This window comes from Luteibacter sp. CQ10 (assembly GCF_040900725.1).
In the GTDB taxonomy this organism is placed as follows: Bacteria; Pseudomonadota; Gammaproteobacteria; order Xanthomonadales; family Rhodanobacteraceae; genus Luteibacter.
Genome location: NZ_JAEUYM010000006.1, coordinates 104,152 through 119,267, shown reverse-complemented (window position 1 = coordinate 119,267; position 15,116 = coordinate 104,152). Strand labels below are relative to the sequence as shown.

Genomic DNA, 15,116 nt, shown 5'->3' with positions numbered 1-15,116 from the left:
CGCAGCGACGGACATTCGTGCAGGCGGCGCCGCCTCATCGGCCCTGAAAAAAAAAGCCCCGCTTTCGCGGGGCTTTTCGATCAGCGCTCGATCGGCGTCAGCTTGAATTCCTTCGGCGGCGTTTCGCCCTTGAGGTAACGCACGAAGTAATCCCAGCGGCGGCGCGTCATGTACGGCGTGGCGGCGCCGTAACCGTGGTGCGCATTGGGAATCATCACCAGGTCGAAATCCTTGTTCGCCTTGATCAGCGCATCCACCACCAGCAGCGTCTCGTACGGCGGCACGTTATCGTCCGAGGTGCCGTGGGCCAGCATCAGGTGGCCCTTCAAACCGTCCACCCACTTCTGGTTGGCCTGGTCGTCGTAGTTGGACTTGCCATCCTTGTCCTTGACCAGCAGGCCCTGCCACTTCTCGGCCCAGTCGTCTTCGTAGTTGCGGTTGTCGTGGTTGCCCGACTCCGAGATGCCCACCTTGAACACGTCGCCGTAGCGGAACATCGCCGTGGCCGTGGCGTTGCCGCCGCCGGAATGGCCCCAGATGCCCACGCGGTCGCCGTCGATCCACGCGTTCTGCTTCACCAGCTGCTTCACGGCCGCGACCTGGTCGGGCAGCGTGTTGTCGCCGATGTTCTGGAAGTAGGCGTCATGGAACGCCTTCGAACGCCACGGCGTGCCCATGCCGTCGACCGCCACCACGATGAAGCCGAGTTCGGCCAGCGACTGGTTGTCGCCGTGCGAGGGAATGAAGCTGCGCGTGCGCACCGAACCGGTCTGCGGACCCGGATAAATGTAGACCACCAGCGGATACTTCTTCGACGGATCGAAGTTCGTCGGCTTGAACATCTGGCCGTAGAGGTCGGTCTTGCCGTCGCGCGCCTTCACCGTGAACGCGGTCGGCGGCACCCAGCCGGCGGCCTTCAGGCGCGAGATGTCGGCCTTGGCCACTTCCTTCACCGTGGCGCCGGTATCGCTGCGGCGGACGACGGCGACGGGAGGCGTGTCGATCGTCGAATACGAATCGAAGAAGTACGTGCCGTCCTTCGACATCGACACGGTGTGGTCGGACTTCTCCGGCGTGAGCAGCGTGAGGTTGCTGCCGTCGAAATTCACCTTGTAGAACGACTGGTAGTACGGGTCCACGCCCTTCTCGCGACCGACGCCACGGAACCAGATGGTCTTGGTCTTCGGGTCGATGTGCAGCACCTGGGTGACGTTCCAGTCGCCCTTGGTGATGGCGTGCTCCAGCTTGCCGGTCTTGAGGCTGTACATGTACAGATGGCCCCAGTTGCTCCGCTCGGAGAACCAGATCACCTCGTCGGTTTCGGGCACGTATTGCCAGTTGGCCATATCGTTGCCGCCTTCGAAATACGTCTTGGCCTTCTCCTCGAACACCGTGCGCACGTCGCCGGTCTCGGGGTTGGCCACGCGGAACCACTCATGCGTGTGGTCGCGCGCGGTGGAAACGAAGGCGATGCTCTTGCCGTCGGCCGACCAGCGCACGTCGTCCCACAGGCCCGGGCTGCACGACACGTCGTCGCAGATCGTCGAGCGATGCTGGTCGGGCTGCATCTTGAAGCGAACCACCTTCTTCGTCGGCACGTCGATGACGACGCGCTCGATCATGGTCACGTCCTTGTCGCCCGGCAGCGGGTACTTCCAGGTATCGACCTTGGGATGGCCCACGTTGACGCTTACGGTGGTCATCTCGCCGGTCTTGCGCTGGTCCTGCTGGAAGGTGGCGATCTTCTTCGAATCCGGCGACCAGACGAGGATCGCCTCGTCGGTGTGCTTCCAGCCGGCGTTGTCGGTGGCGTAGCCGAAGTCCTTGATGCCGTCGGTGGTCAGCTGCGTCTCGGCGCCCGTGGCCACGTCGCGCACCCACAGGTTCCAGTCGCGGATGAATGCCTCGGACTTGCCGTCCGGCGATTTCATGCCCGGCTCTTCACCGTAGGGCTTGCCGCTGGGATCCTTCTTCACCGCGGCCAGTTCGCACTTGTCCATGGCCTTGTCGCAGACGTAGTTCTTGCCGCCCGAGGTCACGTCGAGGCCGTCGTCCGGACGCACCACGAACCCGCTCACCGGCAGCTTGGCCGCATCGACCTTCTTGCCGGTGGCCGACGACAGCGCCTTCGCCAGCTTGTCACGATCGAACGCGTGCGTGGACGTACCCTTCGCCACGTCGACGGTGATGAATTGGCCGCCGTCCTTGTCCTGGTCGCGATACCAGAAGTGCGTATCGTCGATCCACTTCACGCGCTGTACCGAATGGTCGACCAGCGGCATCGTGTTGTTCGGGAGCATCGCGTCGGCGCGACGGTAATCGTCGACGCTCACGGTCTGCGCGGAGGCGGCACCCGTCAGGCCGAAGAGGACGGCACCCGCGAGCGCCGTGGTGTATCTGGACATTGGAAATCCCCGTGGCTGAACCGCGGCACGGGTCGCGCCGCGAACCGGACGAGGCTAGTCCTCGCGAGGGGGCGAGGCGTATGCCAGAGGTCATGGATGCGTGGGTATCCCGCTCCGTGCGATTCGCCGATACGATCGGCTCCCACCCCTCCGGTAGCAGCCTTTCTACCGAAGGGGTGGGAGCCGATCGTATCGGCGAATCCTACGAAGCACTTTCCTGGGCCCGCCGCACCCTGAACCGCCGCCCCTGGCGCTCTGTCATCTTCAGCCCCAGCCGGTCGGGCAGAAGCTTGAAAAGCGCCTTGATGAACCGGTTCACCCGCCCGTTCACGTAGACCACCTCGCCCTTTTCCACCGCATCCAGCCCCTGCCGGGCCACGGTGGCCGCATCCATCCACAGGTACTTCGGCATCTTCGAGACCAGTGGCCGGGCGCCGTTGACGTCGTGGAACTCGGAGTAGGTGAAGCCTGGACACAGCGCGGTGACGTGCACACCCGTGCTGGCGTTTTCCAATGCCAGCGACTGCGAAAACCGGATGAGGTAGGCCTTGGAAGCGCCATATAAGGTGTGCCCGGCCGATCCGGGTACCAGCCCGGCCAGGGACGCCACGTTGACGATGCGCCCGTAGCCCCGCGCCTTCATCCCCGGCAGCAACCGCCAGGCCAGTTCGGTGGGCGCGGTCATCATCACCTGGATGAACGCGGCATGGGTGTCCCACGGCTGATCGTCGAGATACCCGGTCACGCCGTAACCGGCGTTGTTCACCAGCACGTCGATGTGCAACCCCTGCGACTCCAGCGCGGCGACCAGCGCCTCCGGCCCGTCCGGTCGCGCAAGGTCCAGTGGAGCCACGATGGCTTCCACCGCATGCCGCTCGCGCAGCTCGGCGGCGATCGCTTCGAGGCGGTCGGTGCGCCTGGCGGTGAGCACCACGTCGAAGCCGCGTCGCGCCAGCTCGCGCGCGAACGCTTCGCCGATACCCGCCGATGCGCCGGTGACGAGTGCACGTCGATTGGATGCCATGGGGTCGCTCCCGTCGTGAAGTTCAGCCCAGTATGGTCACATGAACGGATAGACGATGTGGTGACGCCTACGACGGCGCGTTCACGCCTTCGTGCCCTCTCCGGCAGCGATGCTGATGGCCCGATTCAACCACGGCCAGGAGCCCACACCATGACGAGCACCGACCACGATATCAAGGTCCTCAACGGTCTGATCGAGACCACCATCGACAGCGCGGAAGGCTATAGCGAGGCGGCGAAGGATGCCGAAAACACCCGTTATGCCGCGCTGTTCCAGCAGCGCGCGGCGGAGCGTCGCCAGGTGGCGTCGCGCCTTCAGCAGCAGGTGGCTTCGCTGGGCGGCAAGCCCGAAGACGACGGCACCGTTCTCGCCAAGGCCCACCGCATGTTCGTCGAGCTGCGCGCGAAGATGAGCTCGAAGGACGATACCGCCATCGTCGACGAGGTCGAGCGCGGCGAAGACCACATCAAGCACAAGTACGAAGATGCACTGAAGGATACCGACGTGTCCGCCGGTACCGGTTCGGTCATCAACGAGGCTTACGCGTCGGTCAAGAGCGGCCATGACCAGATGCGCGACCTCAAGCACGCGCTGCACGCGACCAAGTAAAGCCGAACAGGCGCCGTCGCGAGGGCCTCGTTCACCGCGACTGCGCTACCTACGAAAAACGGAGCCTCTCGGCTCCGTTTTTTTTACGCATCCAATCGAGCCGGTATCACTGACCGCCCTGGTCCTCGGCCATCAGCGCATTGATCTTGTCCTTGTGCGCTTCGTAGAAAGCCACGTTCTTCTGGTTCACCTTCGACTGGTCGACGTACTGCGCCATCTGCGGGTTGTTCTTCGCTTCCGACGCAATGGCCGCGTTGGTCACGGCGAGGTTCGCGAGCAGGAACTCGCGCGGCGTGAAACCGTTGGCCTTGATCAACGGCTCGATGCGCGGATCCGAATCGGTGATCTGCTTGGCGAGGTCGTCGAGCGAGTGGATCTTCGAGAAATCGGTCTGCGCGTTCTTCGGCTGGATGCCCTGCTTCTTGGCCTCCTGCGACACCTTGACGATGCGGTTGAACACGTCGTCGTTGAGGTTGTAGTTCTGGATGGCCTGCTTGTCGGAGGCCGGGATCTGCGATGCCGGATTCGGCGCTTCCGCCTGCGGGGCCGGAGCCGCCTGCTGGGCGAATGCGGCGGGAACGGCGGACGCGGCGGCCAGCATCGAGGCAGCGAGGATGTAACGGAACTTCACGGGCATCTCCTTCGGTTCGGTCCGTGCTGGACGGTGAGCCAGCATAAATCGGCAATTGTTACGTAGGTGTCTGTACGGTTGGGGAATCTTCAGGAACCTTGGGGACGTTCCAGCCCAACGCGTTATAGAGGTGGTAACGGGCCACGCCCACGTATTCGTGGAGGGCGAAATCGGCGAAGAAGATGTTCTCCGACGACGGCAGCCAGTCGTAGCGGGCCGTCACGTAATCGCCGCGCACCGGTTCGGCGCGGATGCCGAAATGCGAGAAGTACAGCACCGACCGCTTCAGGTGCACCGCCGAGGACACCAGCACCACCTTGTCCGCGCCGTAGGCCGCCAGCAGCGGCCGGCTGAACTGCGCGTTCTGGAAGGTGTTCATGCTGCGCGACTCGAGGATCATGTCCTGCCTGGGCACGCCCAGCCGATCGAGCGTCACGGCGTAGACGTCGGCCTCGGCCTTCTTGAGCTTCATCGCGTCGCCGCCGCTCACCTCTACCTTGCAGTCGGCGCCGGTGGCCTTGCATGAGCGATAGAGCTGCGCCGCTTCGAGGATGCGGCCGTTCGCGTAGAGACTGGGCTCGATGGCCCCCGCGCCCGTGCGCACCGTGCCCGCGCCGAGCAGGATGATCGCGTTGCGCTGGCCCCAATGGGCCACGTCGGGCGCAAACCCCGATTGCAGGTTGGCCAGCAGCATGCCGGTGAGCGGACCGCAACCGGCGAACTCCAACCAGGCCAGGGCGAGCACCGTGAGGACCGTGCCGGACCGGCGTCGGCGGCGCCACAGCAGGAGCAGACCGGCGACGAGGAGCAGTAGGAAGAGAGGAAGGATCATGGGCGCGGAGCGTAGCAAAGCCGATGGCCGACCGTGCGACGGGCACGGCCGGCCATCGGCTTTTTGTGCTCCAGCGCGCGTTTAGCCGAAGAGCTTGGTCGCGATCTCGGCGATGTGCTTGCCCTGGAATCGCGCACCGGCCAGCTCCGTCTCGCTGGGCTGGCGCGAGCCGTTGCCGTCGGCGATGGTGGTGGCGCCGTACGGGCTGCCGCCCTTCACCTCGTCCACGCCCATCTGGGCCTGGAAGGAATACGGCAGGCCGACCGGGATCAGGCCCAGGTGCATCAGGTTGGTGATGATGGAAAACAGCGTGGTTTCCTGGCCGCCGTGCTGGCTGGCCGTGGAGGTGAAGGCGCCGCCGACCTTGCCGTTGAGGGCACCCTTCATCCACAAGCCCCCGGTCTGGTCGAGGAATGACGCCATCTGCGACGGCATGCGGCCGTAGCGCGTGGGCGCGCCGACGATGATGGCGTCGTACCCGGCCAGGTCGTCGACCTTGGCTTCCGGATGCGCATGATCGGTGACGAATCCGGCGGCCACCTCGGGCGGCGCCGTCTCCGCGACCCGCTTGATGTCCACCTGCGCACCCGCGTCACGGGCGCCTTGCGCCTGGGCCTCGGCCATCTTCGCGATGTGACCGTACGAGGAGTAATAAAGCACCAGCACCTTAGCCATCGTTCGTCTCCTGGGTATCGCGGCGGGAAGATGCCGATACTATGCCTGCTCGCGCGACACGGCTTCGTGCACGCAGGTGAACGCTGTGTTCGACAATCAGGACATCCATGATCGACGAGGCGATCCAACCCGAACGCGACGAGCGGCTCACCGCCGAGCGGGCCTATGAGCTTTATTGGGCAGACCTGCTCGATGCCCACGCCACGTTTCTTTGCACGGGAACGGATTGCACCGCGCGCCTGATCTGCGCCTGCCTCGACAAGCCCGAGCAGAACCTGCGCATTCGCCCCTATTTCCGCTCCCGCCGCCTGGAAGACCACGCGCCGGAATGCGAAGTGGCCCACGGCAAGGGCCACGCGCCAAGGGAGAAACGGCCCGACGTCTTCGAGGCCGAGCGACCCGGGGACCACTTCCGCGCGCGAAAACCGGATACCCCGCCGGCGGGCAGCCCCCTCGACGTAAAGCGAAGCGTCGCGTCGGCGCAGGCAGGTGCCCGCGGCGAAACATCCGCTCCGCGCGCCAGCCATTTCTATCGACTCTCCTCGCTCGTGCAAAAGTTTCTCGAACATCGCCGCGACGATGACCTCGACGAGGCCACCGTGGAGATCGGCGGCGAAACGCAGACCTATGCCACGCTGTTCCGCAACGTCTACCGGCAGAAAGTGACCGAGCTGACCTCGACGCGCGCGATCTGGTGGGGCACCGCCTCCATCCGCGCCACGAAAGAAGGCGGCTACTACCTGCGGTTCTCCCGCGCCTTCCGCCACGACGACGCCGAATTGCACCCCACGGTGACGTTGACCGCGCGGGACATCGAGGCCTACGCCGTCCGCAAGCTGTTGCGGGCGCGCCTCGACAAACTCATCGCCGAGGGCGGCCGCTGCGTGGTGTTCGCCTGGGCCAAACCCTGGATGCCGAAAGACGCGCAAGCGCCCTTCGTGCGGTTCTACGTCGACAACCTCGACCATATCGACGTACGCGGCCCGGATATCCTCGAAGAACTGCGTAGCACGTCACGAATCCGCTAGAGGCGTGCGCTGGGTCACGCAAAGGGGCGCATGCCCTCACCCTTTCGGGGGTAGGTGACGATCCTTGCATCCGCAATGCTTCGATCCTCCCCCTTAGCCCACGAGAGGATCGGCCGATGTACCGCCTCGATGCCGCACTCCGCACGTCCGAACGCCGTCCCGCCACCGTCATCGTCGACCTCGGCCAACGCTCCGCCGCGCTCGAACCGGGCGACCGGCCCGGCGCCGAAAACCTCCTGGAAAACCTGCGCGGCCGCGCCGCCCTCACCGAGATCGTGCTCGACGACGCGAACAACGACCTCCTGCTCGTCTACCGTGCCGCGCGCGCCGCCGATGCCGAGGGCGCCGGCGGCATCCTGTTCCGCCGCCACTGCGCCGGCGACCCGTGTACCGGCGAGCAGCCGTCGGCCGTTCGCTCGCTCGCCAGCATCCTCTACGACAGCCTGCGCACGGACACGCCCAACACGCCCCTGGTCGCCCATGTCGCCCTCGCCCTTCGCGCCATCGTGCCGGGCACGCCGGCACCGGTGGACCCCGTCATCACCCGTGGCGGACTGGCGAGTTGGCAGGAGCGCCGCGCGGTGGCCTACATGGAAGAACGCCTCGACCAGTCCTTTCCCGTCTCGGCCGTGGCCGACGCCTGCGGCCTGTCGGTCAATCATTTCTCCCGCGCGTTCCGCCGCAGCATGGGCAAGCCGCCGCACCGCTGGCTGCTCGATCGCCGTATCGAACGGGCGCAGGCCCTCCTGCGTTCCAGCGACATGTCGCTGGCCGACGTGGCGCTGGCCTGCGGCTTCGCCGAACAGAGCCACTTCACCCGCGTGTTTACCCGCACGGTAGGCCTCCCCCCGGGTGCCTGGCGCCGCACGGCGGATTGATCGACGATGCCGAGCGCTTCTTCCCATCCCGTGGCGGAACGCCACGCTTTCGAGCACGGCCCGATCATGGTCGACCGCGACACCCATCCGCCCGCCGCCCTGGCGCTGGGCCGTGACCTCATGCTGGCCGGTTCCCGCCTGCGGGACGCGGTGGGCCGCCGCGCCCAGCGCGAGTTCGGCATCACCGCCCTGCAAGGCGAGATGCTGCTCCTGCTCACCAGCCGGCACAGCATGATCTCCACCGAACTGGCGATGGCCTGCGGCGTCAACGCCAGCACGGTGACCCACGCCGTGGACGCCGGCATCGAACGCGGCCTGATGGCCCGCAACCGCAATACCAACGACCGCCGCCTGGTGGATATCGCGCTTACCCCGGTGGGCAAGCGGATGGCCGAACGCGTGCGGGTGCTCGTGGCCGAGGTGGCCACCGATGCGCTCCGCGGCATGAGCCAGCCCGACATGACCCGGTTCGCCGCCGGCCTCTCGCACGTCGGGCGGAATCTCGAGAGGGGCTAGGCGCGACGACCGAAGATCAGGTGGAGGCCGAACAGGGTCAAGATCGCCCCGGCCCCGCCGTCGATCCAGCGGCTGGCGCGCACGTAGCCCCGGCGCATGGCCGGCAGGGCGAAGATGGCCGCGACCAGCCCGAACCACAGCGCGGTTTCGGCGGTGACCAGCGCCCACAGGCCCCAGCGGGCCGATGGCGTCACGCCGTCGCCCAGGAACGCCGAGAAGATCGAAGCGAAGTAGATCGCCGCCTTGGGGTTGGCGAGGTTCGTGGCCAGTCCTCGCAGCAACGCGCGGCCGGGGCTGGAATCGCCCACGTCCACGACCGGCACGTCGGCATCCGGATCGGCCTTCCACGCGGCTCGGAGCATCTGCAGGCCCATCCAGCATAGGTAGAGGCCGCCGGCTATCGCGATACCGCGCTCCAGCCAGGCCAGCCGGAGTAGCAGCAATTGCAGGCCGAGCAAGGCCAGCGCCGCCCACACGGCCACGCCCAGCGCGATGCCGACCACGCCCGCGACGGCCTCGTGACGCGAGCGGCTGGCGGCCAGCTGTGACACGAAGAAGAAATCCGGGCCCGGGGTGGCGAGAGCGACGATCTGCACGACGGCGATGGTGAGGAAGAGGTGCATGGCGGTCGGGGCGGAAGTGTAAAAGCCGATTAGGCTCTTTCGGTTTTGCACGCGCAAGGCGGTAGGCACCGGCCTGCGCCGGTGCGACGAGCCGCTCCCTCGACCCCCGGTATGGGCCGGCCCAGGCCGGGGCCCACGGGCCCGGTCCATGGGGTTTATGCAGCGCTGCGCCTTGCTCCCCAGACCCCTCTCCCGTAACCTCCCGATTTTCAAAGCGGTCTCGGGGCTTTCCCCGGCCTTCGCAAGGGGTAAGTCACGATGCTGGGTCTTCTGGGCCACGTTCTGTTTGGCCTGTTCGGTTTGGCGGTACTCGTCGCCATCGCCTTCTGCTTTTCCAACAACAAGCGCGTGGTCGACTGGAAACTCGTCGCCACCGGCATCAGCCTGCAGATCGTCTTCGCCGCCATCGTGCTGAAGGTGCCGCTGGGCCGCGACGTGTTCGATGCCATCGCCACCGGCTTCGTGCGCCTGCTCGACTACGTGGACGTCGGTTCGCGCTTCATCTTCGGCAGCCTGCTGGACAGCTCGAAGTTCGGCGTGATCTTCGCCGTGAAGGTGCTGCCCACCATCGTGTTCTTCGCCGCCCTCACCGGCGTGCTCTACCACCTGGGCGTGATGCAGCAGATCGTCAAGGGCATGGCCTGGGTGATCACCAAGGTGATGCGCGTATCCGGCGCCGAAACCACCAGCGTCTGCGCCAGCGTGTTCATCGGCCAGACCGAGGCGCCGCTCACCATCAAGCCCTACATCGAGCGCATGACCCAGGCCGAACTGATGACCGTCATGATCGGCGGCATGGCGCACATCGCCGGCTCGGTGATGGCCGCCTACGTGGCCATGCTCGGCGGCGACGATCCGGCGCAGCGCATGTTCTACGCCAAGCACCTGCTCACCGCGAGCGTGATGGCCGCCCCGGCCACCATGGTGTTGGCGAAGATCCTCGTGCCCGAAACGCAGGAGCCGCTCACCCGCGGCACCGTGAAGATCGAGGTGGAGAAGACCACCGCCAACGTCATCGACGCCGCCGCCACCGGCGCGGGCGACGGCCTGAAGCTGGCCATGAACGTGGGCGCCATGCTGCTGGCCTTCATCGCCCTCATCGCGCTGATCAACGGCCCCGTGCAGTGGGTGGGCACGATCGGCGGCGAGCACGGCATCAACGCGTGGCTGACCGCGCATGCCGGCCACCCCGTGGCGCTCAGCCTGGAAACCATCTTCGGCTGGGTCCTCGCGCCCATCGCGTGGCTGATCGGCGTGCCCTGGCAGGACGCGACCCTGGTCGGCAGCTTCATCGGCCAGAAGGTGGTGATCAACGAATTCGTGGCCTACGCCGACCTCGCCCGCCACCTGCCCGACCTGCTCCCGGAGAGCCGTCTCATCGCCACGTATGCGCTGTGCGGCTTCGCCAACTTCTCGTCCATCGCGATCCAGATCGGCGGTATCGGCGGCCTGGCGCCGAACCGTCGCGGCGACCTCGCCCGCCTGGGTTTGCGTGCCGTGCTGGGCGGTTCGATCGCCACCTTCATGACGGCGACGATCGCGGGCGTGCTGGAGCGGTTCTAAAAACCGTAGCAGCCGCGTCGCGAAAACCTCGCTCACGGCGCTGGGTTCCTGCGTACGCAGGAACGACGAGCCATGAACTTGCAGGTCGTCGCTCCTGCGCACGCAGGAGCCCAGCGCGATGCGACCGGTCTTCGCGAAAGCAGTGATGCGGCGTTTCACGACACAAAAAACCCGCCGGCCCAGAGGCCGGCGGGTTTTTTTCATCCCTCACGATCAGCCGTTGGCCTTCAACCACGCATCCACGGCGGGCAGGCGCTCCTTGCGCACCTGGATGCGGTACTTGATGCCCGCCACCACGCTGTCGGCCACGCGGCGCGACGTCGCCGCGATGTTCTTCTGCGCGAACGCATCGATCTTGGCGATCGTGCCCTCATCCACCGAATTGCGCGCCAGCATCGGGTAGTAACGCGCCGACGAGGTGGAATCGACGAAGGTATCGACCTTATCCTTGTGCGCCGTGGCGAACTCGAACGCCATTTCGGGATGGTGCGCCGACACGGCCGAAATGATCTGCGAGCTGTTGGTGGCTCCCGGTTCATCGGTAAGCGCCAGGTCGAGCGCGCGCTTGGCGAGGGCGTCGTCCTTCGCCACGCCGAGCAGCAGGTAGAGGCGATCCTTCACCAGCGGCGTCTTTTCGGCCTTGGCCTGCGCGTGCATCTTGTCCCAGGTGGCGGCATCGGCGTTGTACGCCACCACACCCAGGATGACCTTCTTCAGCTCGGCGGGCATCTTGTCGGCGGCGTAGAGGCGACGTGCTTCGGCGATCACCTTCGGGTCGCCCATCGTGCCCAGGGCGCCGATCAGGTGCGAGCGCAGCAACGCCACCGTGGAGGGCTCGTCGGCCTTCGCCGTCCAGCCGATCTCGTCGAGCTTCGGCGACAGGCGCGAGACCGCGTACTTGCGCAATGCGGCCTGCCGGGCCGCGTCACCGTCGTAGTACGAGTCCAGGCCGGACAGGTCGCTCGCCACGCTCTCCCACAGGACCGGCGAGGCATCCTTCGGGGTAGCCTTCACCAGGTCGAGCACGTCGGACGCCGGCTGCAGGCCCGCCATGCCCAGCGCCCAGGTATCGGCGAAGAGGCCGAGCTGGTCGATCGGCGCGAGCTTGCCGAAGCTGCCCTGCAAGGCCTTGAACTGCTCGGTGCCGTACGAGGTGCGGTAGTAGGCGCTCTGGCCGGCGTTGACCAGCACCGGGCCGCAACCGGCCAGCGTCATCGTGCCCTGGCCGTCCAGCAGCGTCGAGGAGGGCTTGCCGTCGAGCGTCTTGGCGATCACGGGCACGTGCCAGCGCAACGGCGTCTTGCCCGGGCGATCGCGGGTGAATTCGCCCTGGGTGAGCTTGATCGTGGTGCTGCCGTTCGCGCACGACACAGAATCCACGTGCACGAGCGGAATGCCCGGCTGCAAGGTGAAATCGTGTGCGATGGTGCTCACCGGCTTGCCGGCGGCGGCGTCGACTTCCTTCCACAGGTCGTCCGACTTCGTGTTCGAGTACGCGTGCGCCTTGATGTAGCGCTGCACGCCCGCGCGCCACGTATCCGGGCCCACGTAGGCCTCGAGCATGCGGATGACCGATTCGCCCTTGGAGTAGGTGATGTTGTCGAAGGCCTGGCTGGCCTGCTCGACGGTTTCCACGTGCTGCACCACCGGATGGGTGGTGACCACCGAATCCTGGCCCATGGCGCTTTCGCGGATGCCCACGGCGTCCAGTTCGGTATGCCATTCCGGATGCAGGCGCTGGGTGGTGCGCGAGGCCAGCCACGAGGCAAAGCCTTCGTTGAGCCACAGGTCGTCCCACCAGCTCATCGTCACCAGATCGCCGAACCACTGGTGCGCCATCTCGTGCGCCGCCGTGTTGAACACTTCCTGCTTGTCGCCCACGGTGGAGAACGACGGATCGAGCAGCAGCGCGTATTCGAAGGTGTAGATCGCGCCCCAGTTCTCCATCGCCGCGAAGAACTGGCTCTGGCCCGGCGACGCGATGTTGTCGAGCTTGGGCAGCGGGTACGGCACGCCGAAGTAGTCGTTGTACTCCTTCAGTACCGCCTTGCCGCTGTCGAGGGTGAACTGGGCCTGCGAGACCTTGCCTTTCTGCGTGATCACGCCGATTTCCACGCCCTCCGACGTGGTGGTGGCGCGCTCGAAATCGCCCAGGCCGAAGAACAGCAGGTAGGTGGACATCTTCGGCGTGGTCTTGAAGGTCACCTTGGTCAGGCCGTTGCCCAGGTCTTTCTTCGACGCGACCGGCATGTTGTTCACCGCCATCTGGCCCGACGGCACGGTGGCATCGACGGTGAAGGTCGCCTTGTAGGCCGGCTCGTCCCAGGAGGGAACGAAGCGGCGCGCATCGGAGTTTTCGAACTGCGTGTAGAGCGCGCGCTTCTTGCCGTCGTGCTCGGTGTCGTAGTCGATGGCGAACAGGCCGTTGGCCTGGGTGCCGATCTTGCCCGTGTAATCCATCGACAGGCGATACGCGCCGGCCGGGATCGCGTGGTCGAAGGTGAAGGTGACGGTCTGCGCCTTGGCATCCACGGCCACCTTGGGCGCGGCGAACGCGGCCTTGCCCTTCGTCGGCGCGAGCGAGACCTTGGCGAAGGTCATGTCGATGGCGTTGAGCACGATCGACGCGGTGGGCTTGGTCACCTCGATGTCGATCGACACCTTGCCGTCGAAGGCGAGCTTGTCGGCGTGCGGCACGATCGACACGTCGTAGTGCGTGGGATAGGCGCCGCGCGGCAACTGGGTGGTGGCCTCGACGGGAGCCTTCGGCACGGGCGCGGCAAAGGCGGCCGTGGAGAGGCCGGCAAGCGCGAAGGCGATCGCGCGAACGAGTGTGGTACGCATTGGATGGTTGCCCCGGGGATGATCGTTCCGCGATGGTCCGCCGGGGCCGCTCCGGCGAGAAGCGCCGGAAGTCATGGTGGGATGCTGCATCGGGGGCTTTTCGCCGATACGATCGGCTCCCACCCTTCCGGTAGAAAGATTGGCGAAAGTTTGCTGTCGAAGGGGTGGGAGATGACGGAAAGCTACCTACCGAAGGGGTGGGAGCCGATCGTATCGGCGAACCGACGGAGCGCGACCTACCGTCGTTTCCACCACGGCCTTGGCTCGAGCCGTCGCATGGCTTTCAGGTGCCCCTTCGACGCCGCCTTGCGATACCACGCGCGAGCCATTGGCATGTCCTTCGGCACACCGTCGCCGCGCTCGCACAGCTGGCCGAGCTCGTACTGGGCATCCGCGTGGTCCTGGTTCGCGGCCAGGCGGTACAGGCGCACCACCTCCTTCATGTCGCACGGCACGCCCCGGGCGCCCTGGATCATCTGCGCCAGCAGGTGCTGGGCGTTCGCATGCCCGGCCCCGGCCGCCGACGTCAGCCAGCGCACCGCCTCCGGATCGTTGCGTGGCACGCCGTCACCCATCGCCAGGCGCTGTCCGAGTTCGTATTGGGCCGCAGGATCCTGCGGCCCGAGATGGGCCGGCGCTTCCGCGGGCATCGCGTCGAGCGCCAGCAAGCGGCGGCGGGCCTCGTCGTCGCCCTGCTCCGCCGCCAGCGATAACCAGTGCCGCGCCTGCGCGCGATCCACGGGCAAGCCGCCGCTACCCTCCATGAACATCTTGCCCAGGGCGAACCGGGCGCTGACGTTTCCCATTTCCGCGGCGCGCTGGTAATGCATTGCCCCCAGGCGCGCGCTGCGCGCCACGCCGATGCCGTCGCAATACATGTGAGCCACGCTGCACAGGGCATCGCCGTAACCGCGCGACGCGGGATCGCCCCGCTCCACCGCCTTGCTGTAGAACGCGAACGCCATCTCGGCATCGCGCGCCACGCCGCGACCGAAGTAATACGACACGCCCATGTTCACGCAGGCCTGCACGTGGCCCCGGTCGGCCGCCATGCCCCACCAGTGCAACGCCTGTTCGCGGCTGGCATCCACGCCCTGGCCGCGCGCGTAATGCGTACCCAGCGCGCACTGCGATTCCAGGTGGCCGGCATCCGCCGCCTTGCGGTACCAGGCCACGGCTTCGGCGAAGTCGCGCGCCACGCCGTCGCCTTCGGCGTAATGGAAGGCGAGGCGGCATTGGCCGTCCAGGTGTCCCTGTTCGGCGGCCCGGCGGAACCAGTGGGCCGAGCGCTGGCGATCGCGGGCGACCCGCGTGCCGTCGAAATAGGCTTCTCCCACGAGGCATTGCGCCGAGGCATCGCCCAGTTGCGCATCGCGCTCCAGGCGACCGAACTCACGCAGGTCGTCCATCGCCGCGGCGAAGCCTTCGCCGGGCGCATCTCCCATGACCTGATCCATCCCCCATCCCCATCCTGTCGGTGCGCGCATG

At 66.5% G+C, this 15,116-nt stretch carries 13 protein-coding genes; 5 read left to right on the top strand and 8 right to left on the bottom strand.

What is annotated here, in order from left to right:
• Positions 1-80: 80 nt before the first annotated feature.
• Both JNG39_RS19410 and JNG39_RS19405 read right to left on the bottom strand, forming a co-directional pair.
• Positions 81-2,405, bottom strand: a complete 2,325-nt coding sequence (locus JNG39_RS19410) for a DPP IV N-terminal domain-containing protein (RefSeq protein ID WP_368313614.1) — start codon at positions 2,403-2,405, stop codon at positions 81-83.
• A gap of 202 nt (positions 2,406-2,607) precedes the next feature.
• A complete protein-coding gene (locus tag JNG39_RS19405; RefSeq protein WP_368313613.1) occupies positions 2,608-3,429 on the bottom strand; it encodes an SDR family NAD(P)-dependent oxidoreductase in 822 nt (273 codons plus the stop codon).
• 150 nt (positions 3,430-3,579) lie between these two features.
• Between JNG39_RS19405 and JNG39_RS19400 the strand changes: the two genes are divergently transcribed.
• Positions 3,580-4,038 carry a PA2169 family four-helix-bundle protein gene (locus JNG39_RS19400; protein WP_368313612.1) on the top strand — a complete coding sequence of 153 codons (459 nt, stop codon included), beginning with the start codon at positions 3,580-3,582 and terminating at the stop codon, positions 4,036-4,038.
• Between the two features lie 106 nt (positions 4,039-4,144).
• Here JNG39_RS19400 and JNG39_RS19395 read toward each other — a convergent pair whose 3' ends face one another.
• From JNG39_RS19395 to wrbA, 3 genes are all read right to left on the bottom strand, one after another.
• On the bottom strand, positions 4,145-4,669 hold the full coding sequence (locus JNG39_RS19395) for a hypothetical protein (protein WP_144915067.1): 525 nt from the start codon (positions 4,667-4,669) through the stop codon (positions 4,145-4,147).
• A 58-nt stretch (positions 4,670-4,727) separates the two neighbouring features.
• Complete coding sequence (locus JNG39_RS19390) at positions 4,728-5,501, bottom strand: YdcF family protein (RefSeq protein WP_368313611.1); 774 nt, start codon at positions 5,499-5,501, stop codon at positions 4,728-4,730.
• An 81-nt stretch (positions 5,502-5,582) separates the two neighbouring features.
• A complete protein-coding gene (gene wrbA / locus JNG39_RS19385) occupies positions 5,583-6,176 on the bottom strand; it encodes an NAD(P)H:quinone oxidoreductase (protein WP_368313610.1) in 594 nt (197 codons plus the stop codon).
• Positions 6,177-6,283: 107 nt separating this feature from the next.
• Between wrbA and JNG39_RS19380 the strand changes: the two genes are divergently transcribed.
• From JNG39_RS19380 to JNG39_RS19370, 3 genes are all read left to right on the top strand, one after another.
• Positions 6,284-7,204 (top strand): hypothetical protein, encoded by a 921-nt coding sequence (locus JNG39_RS19380; RefSeq protein WP_368313609.1) that lies wholly within the window; start codon positions 6,284-6,286, stop codon positions 7,202-7,204.
• A gap of 116 nt (positions 7,205-7,320) precedes the next feature.
• Positions 7,321-8,082, top strand: coding sequence for a helix-turn-helix domain-containing protein (locus tag JNG39_RS19375; protein ID WP_368313608.1), 762 nt, complete (start codon positions 7,321-7,323; stop codon positions 8,080-8,082).
• Positions 8,083-8,088: 6 nt separating this feature from the next.
• On the top strand, positions 8,089-8,598 hold the full coding sequence (locus tag JNG39_RS19370; protein ID WP_368313607.1) for a MarR family winged helix-turn-helix transcriptional regulator: 510 nt from the start codon (positions 8,089-8,091) through the stop codon (positions 8,596-8,598).
• Here JNG39_RS19370 and JNG39_RS19365 read toward each other — a convergent pair.
• The gene (locus JNG39_RS19365) at positions 8,595-9,221 is read right to left on the bottom strand and encodes a LysE family transporter (protein WP_368313606.1); all 627 of its coding nucleotides are present in this window, start codon (positions 9,219-9,221) and stop codon (positions 8,595-8,597) included. The two genes, JNG39_RS19370 and JNG39_RS19365, sit on opposite strands and share 4 nt — an antisense overlap.
• Before the next feature lie 258 nt (positions 9,222-9,479).
• Between JNG39_RS19365 and JNG39_RS19360 the strand changes: the two genes are divergently transcribed.
• Positions 9,480-10,784 carry a NupC/NupG family nucleoside CNT transporter gene (locus JNG39_RS19360; RefSeq protein ID WP_368313605.1) on the top strand — a complete coding sequence of 435 codons (1,305 nt, stop codon included), beginning with the start codon at positions 9,480-9,482 and terminating at the stop codon, positions 10,782-10,784.
• Positions 10,785-10,997: 213 nt separating this feature from the next.
• Here the strand turns inward: JNG39_RS19360 and JNG39_RS19355 are convergent, their stop codons facing one another.
• The gene (locus JNG39_RS19355) at positions 10,998-13,628 is read right to left on the bottom strand and encodes a M1 family metallopeptidase (RefSeq protein WP_368313604.1); all 2,631 of its coding nucleotides are present in this window, start codon (positions 13,626-13,628) and stop codon (positions 10,998-11,000) included.
• Between the two features lie 236 nt (positions 13,629-13,864).
• On the bottom strand, positions 13,865-15,073 hold the full coding sequence (locus JNG39_RS19350) for a tetratricopeptide repeat protein (protein ID WP_368313603.1): 1,209 nt from the start codon (positions 15,071-15,073) through the stop codon (positions 13,865-13,867).
• Positions 15,074-15,116 lie beyond the last annotated feature (43 nt).

Excerpts from the sequence above, each read along its gene's own strand:
- JNG39_RS19410 (WP_368313614.1), bottom strand. The coding sequence starts at position 2,405 with ATGTCCAGATACACCACGGCGCTCGCGGGTGCCGTCCTCTTCGGCCTG.
- JNG39_RS19405 (WP_368313613.1), bottom strand. The coding sequence starts at position 3,429 with ATGGCATCCAATCGACGTGCACTCGTCACCGGCGCATCGGCGGGTATC.
- JNG39_RS19400 (WP_368313612.1), top strand. The coding sequence starts at position 3,580 with ATGACGAGCACCGACCACGATATCAAGGTCCTCAACGGTCTGATCGAG.
- JNG39_RS19390 (WP_368313611.1), bottom strand. The coding sequence starts at position 5,501 with ATGATCCTTCCTCTCTTCCTACTGCTCCTCGTCGCCGGTCTGCTCCTG.
- wrbA (WP_368313610.1), bottom strand. The coding sequence starts at position 6,176 with ATGGCTAAGGTGCTGGTGCTTTATTACTCCTCGTACGGTCACATCGCG.
- JNG39_RS19380 (WP_368313609.1), top strand. The coding sequence starts at position 6,284 with ATGATCGACGAGGCGATCCAACCCGAACGCGACGAGCGGCTCACCGCC.
- JNG39_RS19375 (WP_368313608.1), top strand. The coding sequence starts at position 7,321 with ATGTACCGCCTCGATGCCGCACTCCGCACGTCCGAACGCCGTCCCGCC.
- JNG39_RS19370 (WP_368313607.1), top strand. The coding sequence starts at position 8,089 with ATGCCGAGCGCTTCTTCCCATCCCGTGGCGGAACGCCACGCTTTCGAG.
- JNG39_RS19365 (WP_368313606.1), bottom strand. The coding sequence starts at position 9,221 with ATGCACCTCTTCCTCACCATCGCCGTCGTGCAGATCGTCGCTCTCGCC.
- JNG39_RS19360 (WP_368313605.1), top strand. The coding sequence starts at position 9,480 with ATGCTGGGTCTTCTGGGCCACGTTCTGTTTGGCCTGTTCGGTTTGGCG.
- JNG39_RS19355 (WP_368313604.1), bottom strand. The coding sequence starts at position 13,628 with ATGCGTACCACACTCGTTCGCGCGATCGCCTTCGCGCTTGCCGGCCTC.
- JNG39_RS19350 (WP_368313603.1), bottom strand. The coding sequence starts at position 15,073 with ATGGGAGATGCGCCCGGCGAAGGCTTCGCCGCGGCGATGGACGACCTG.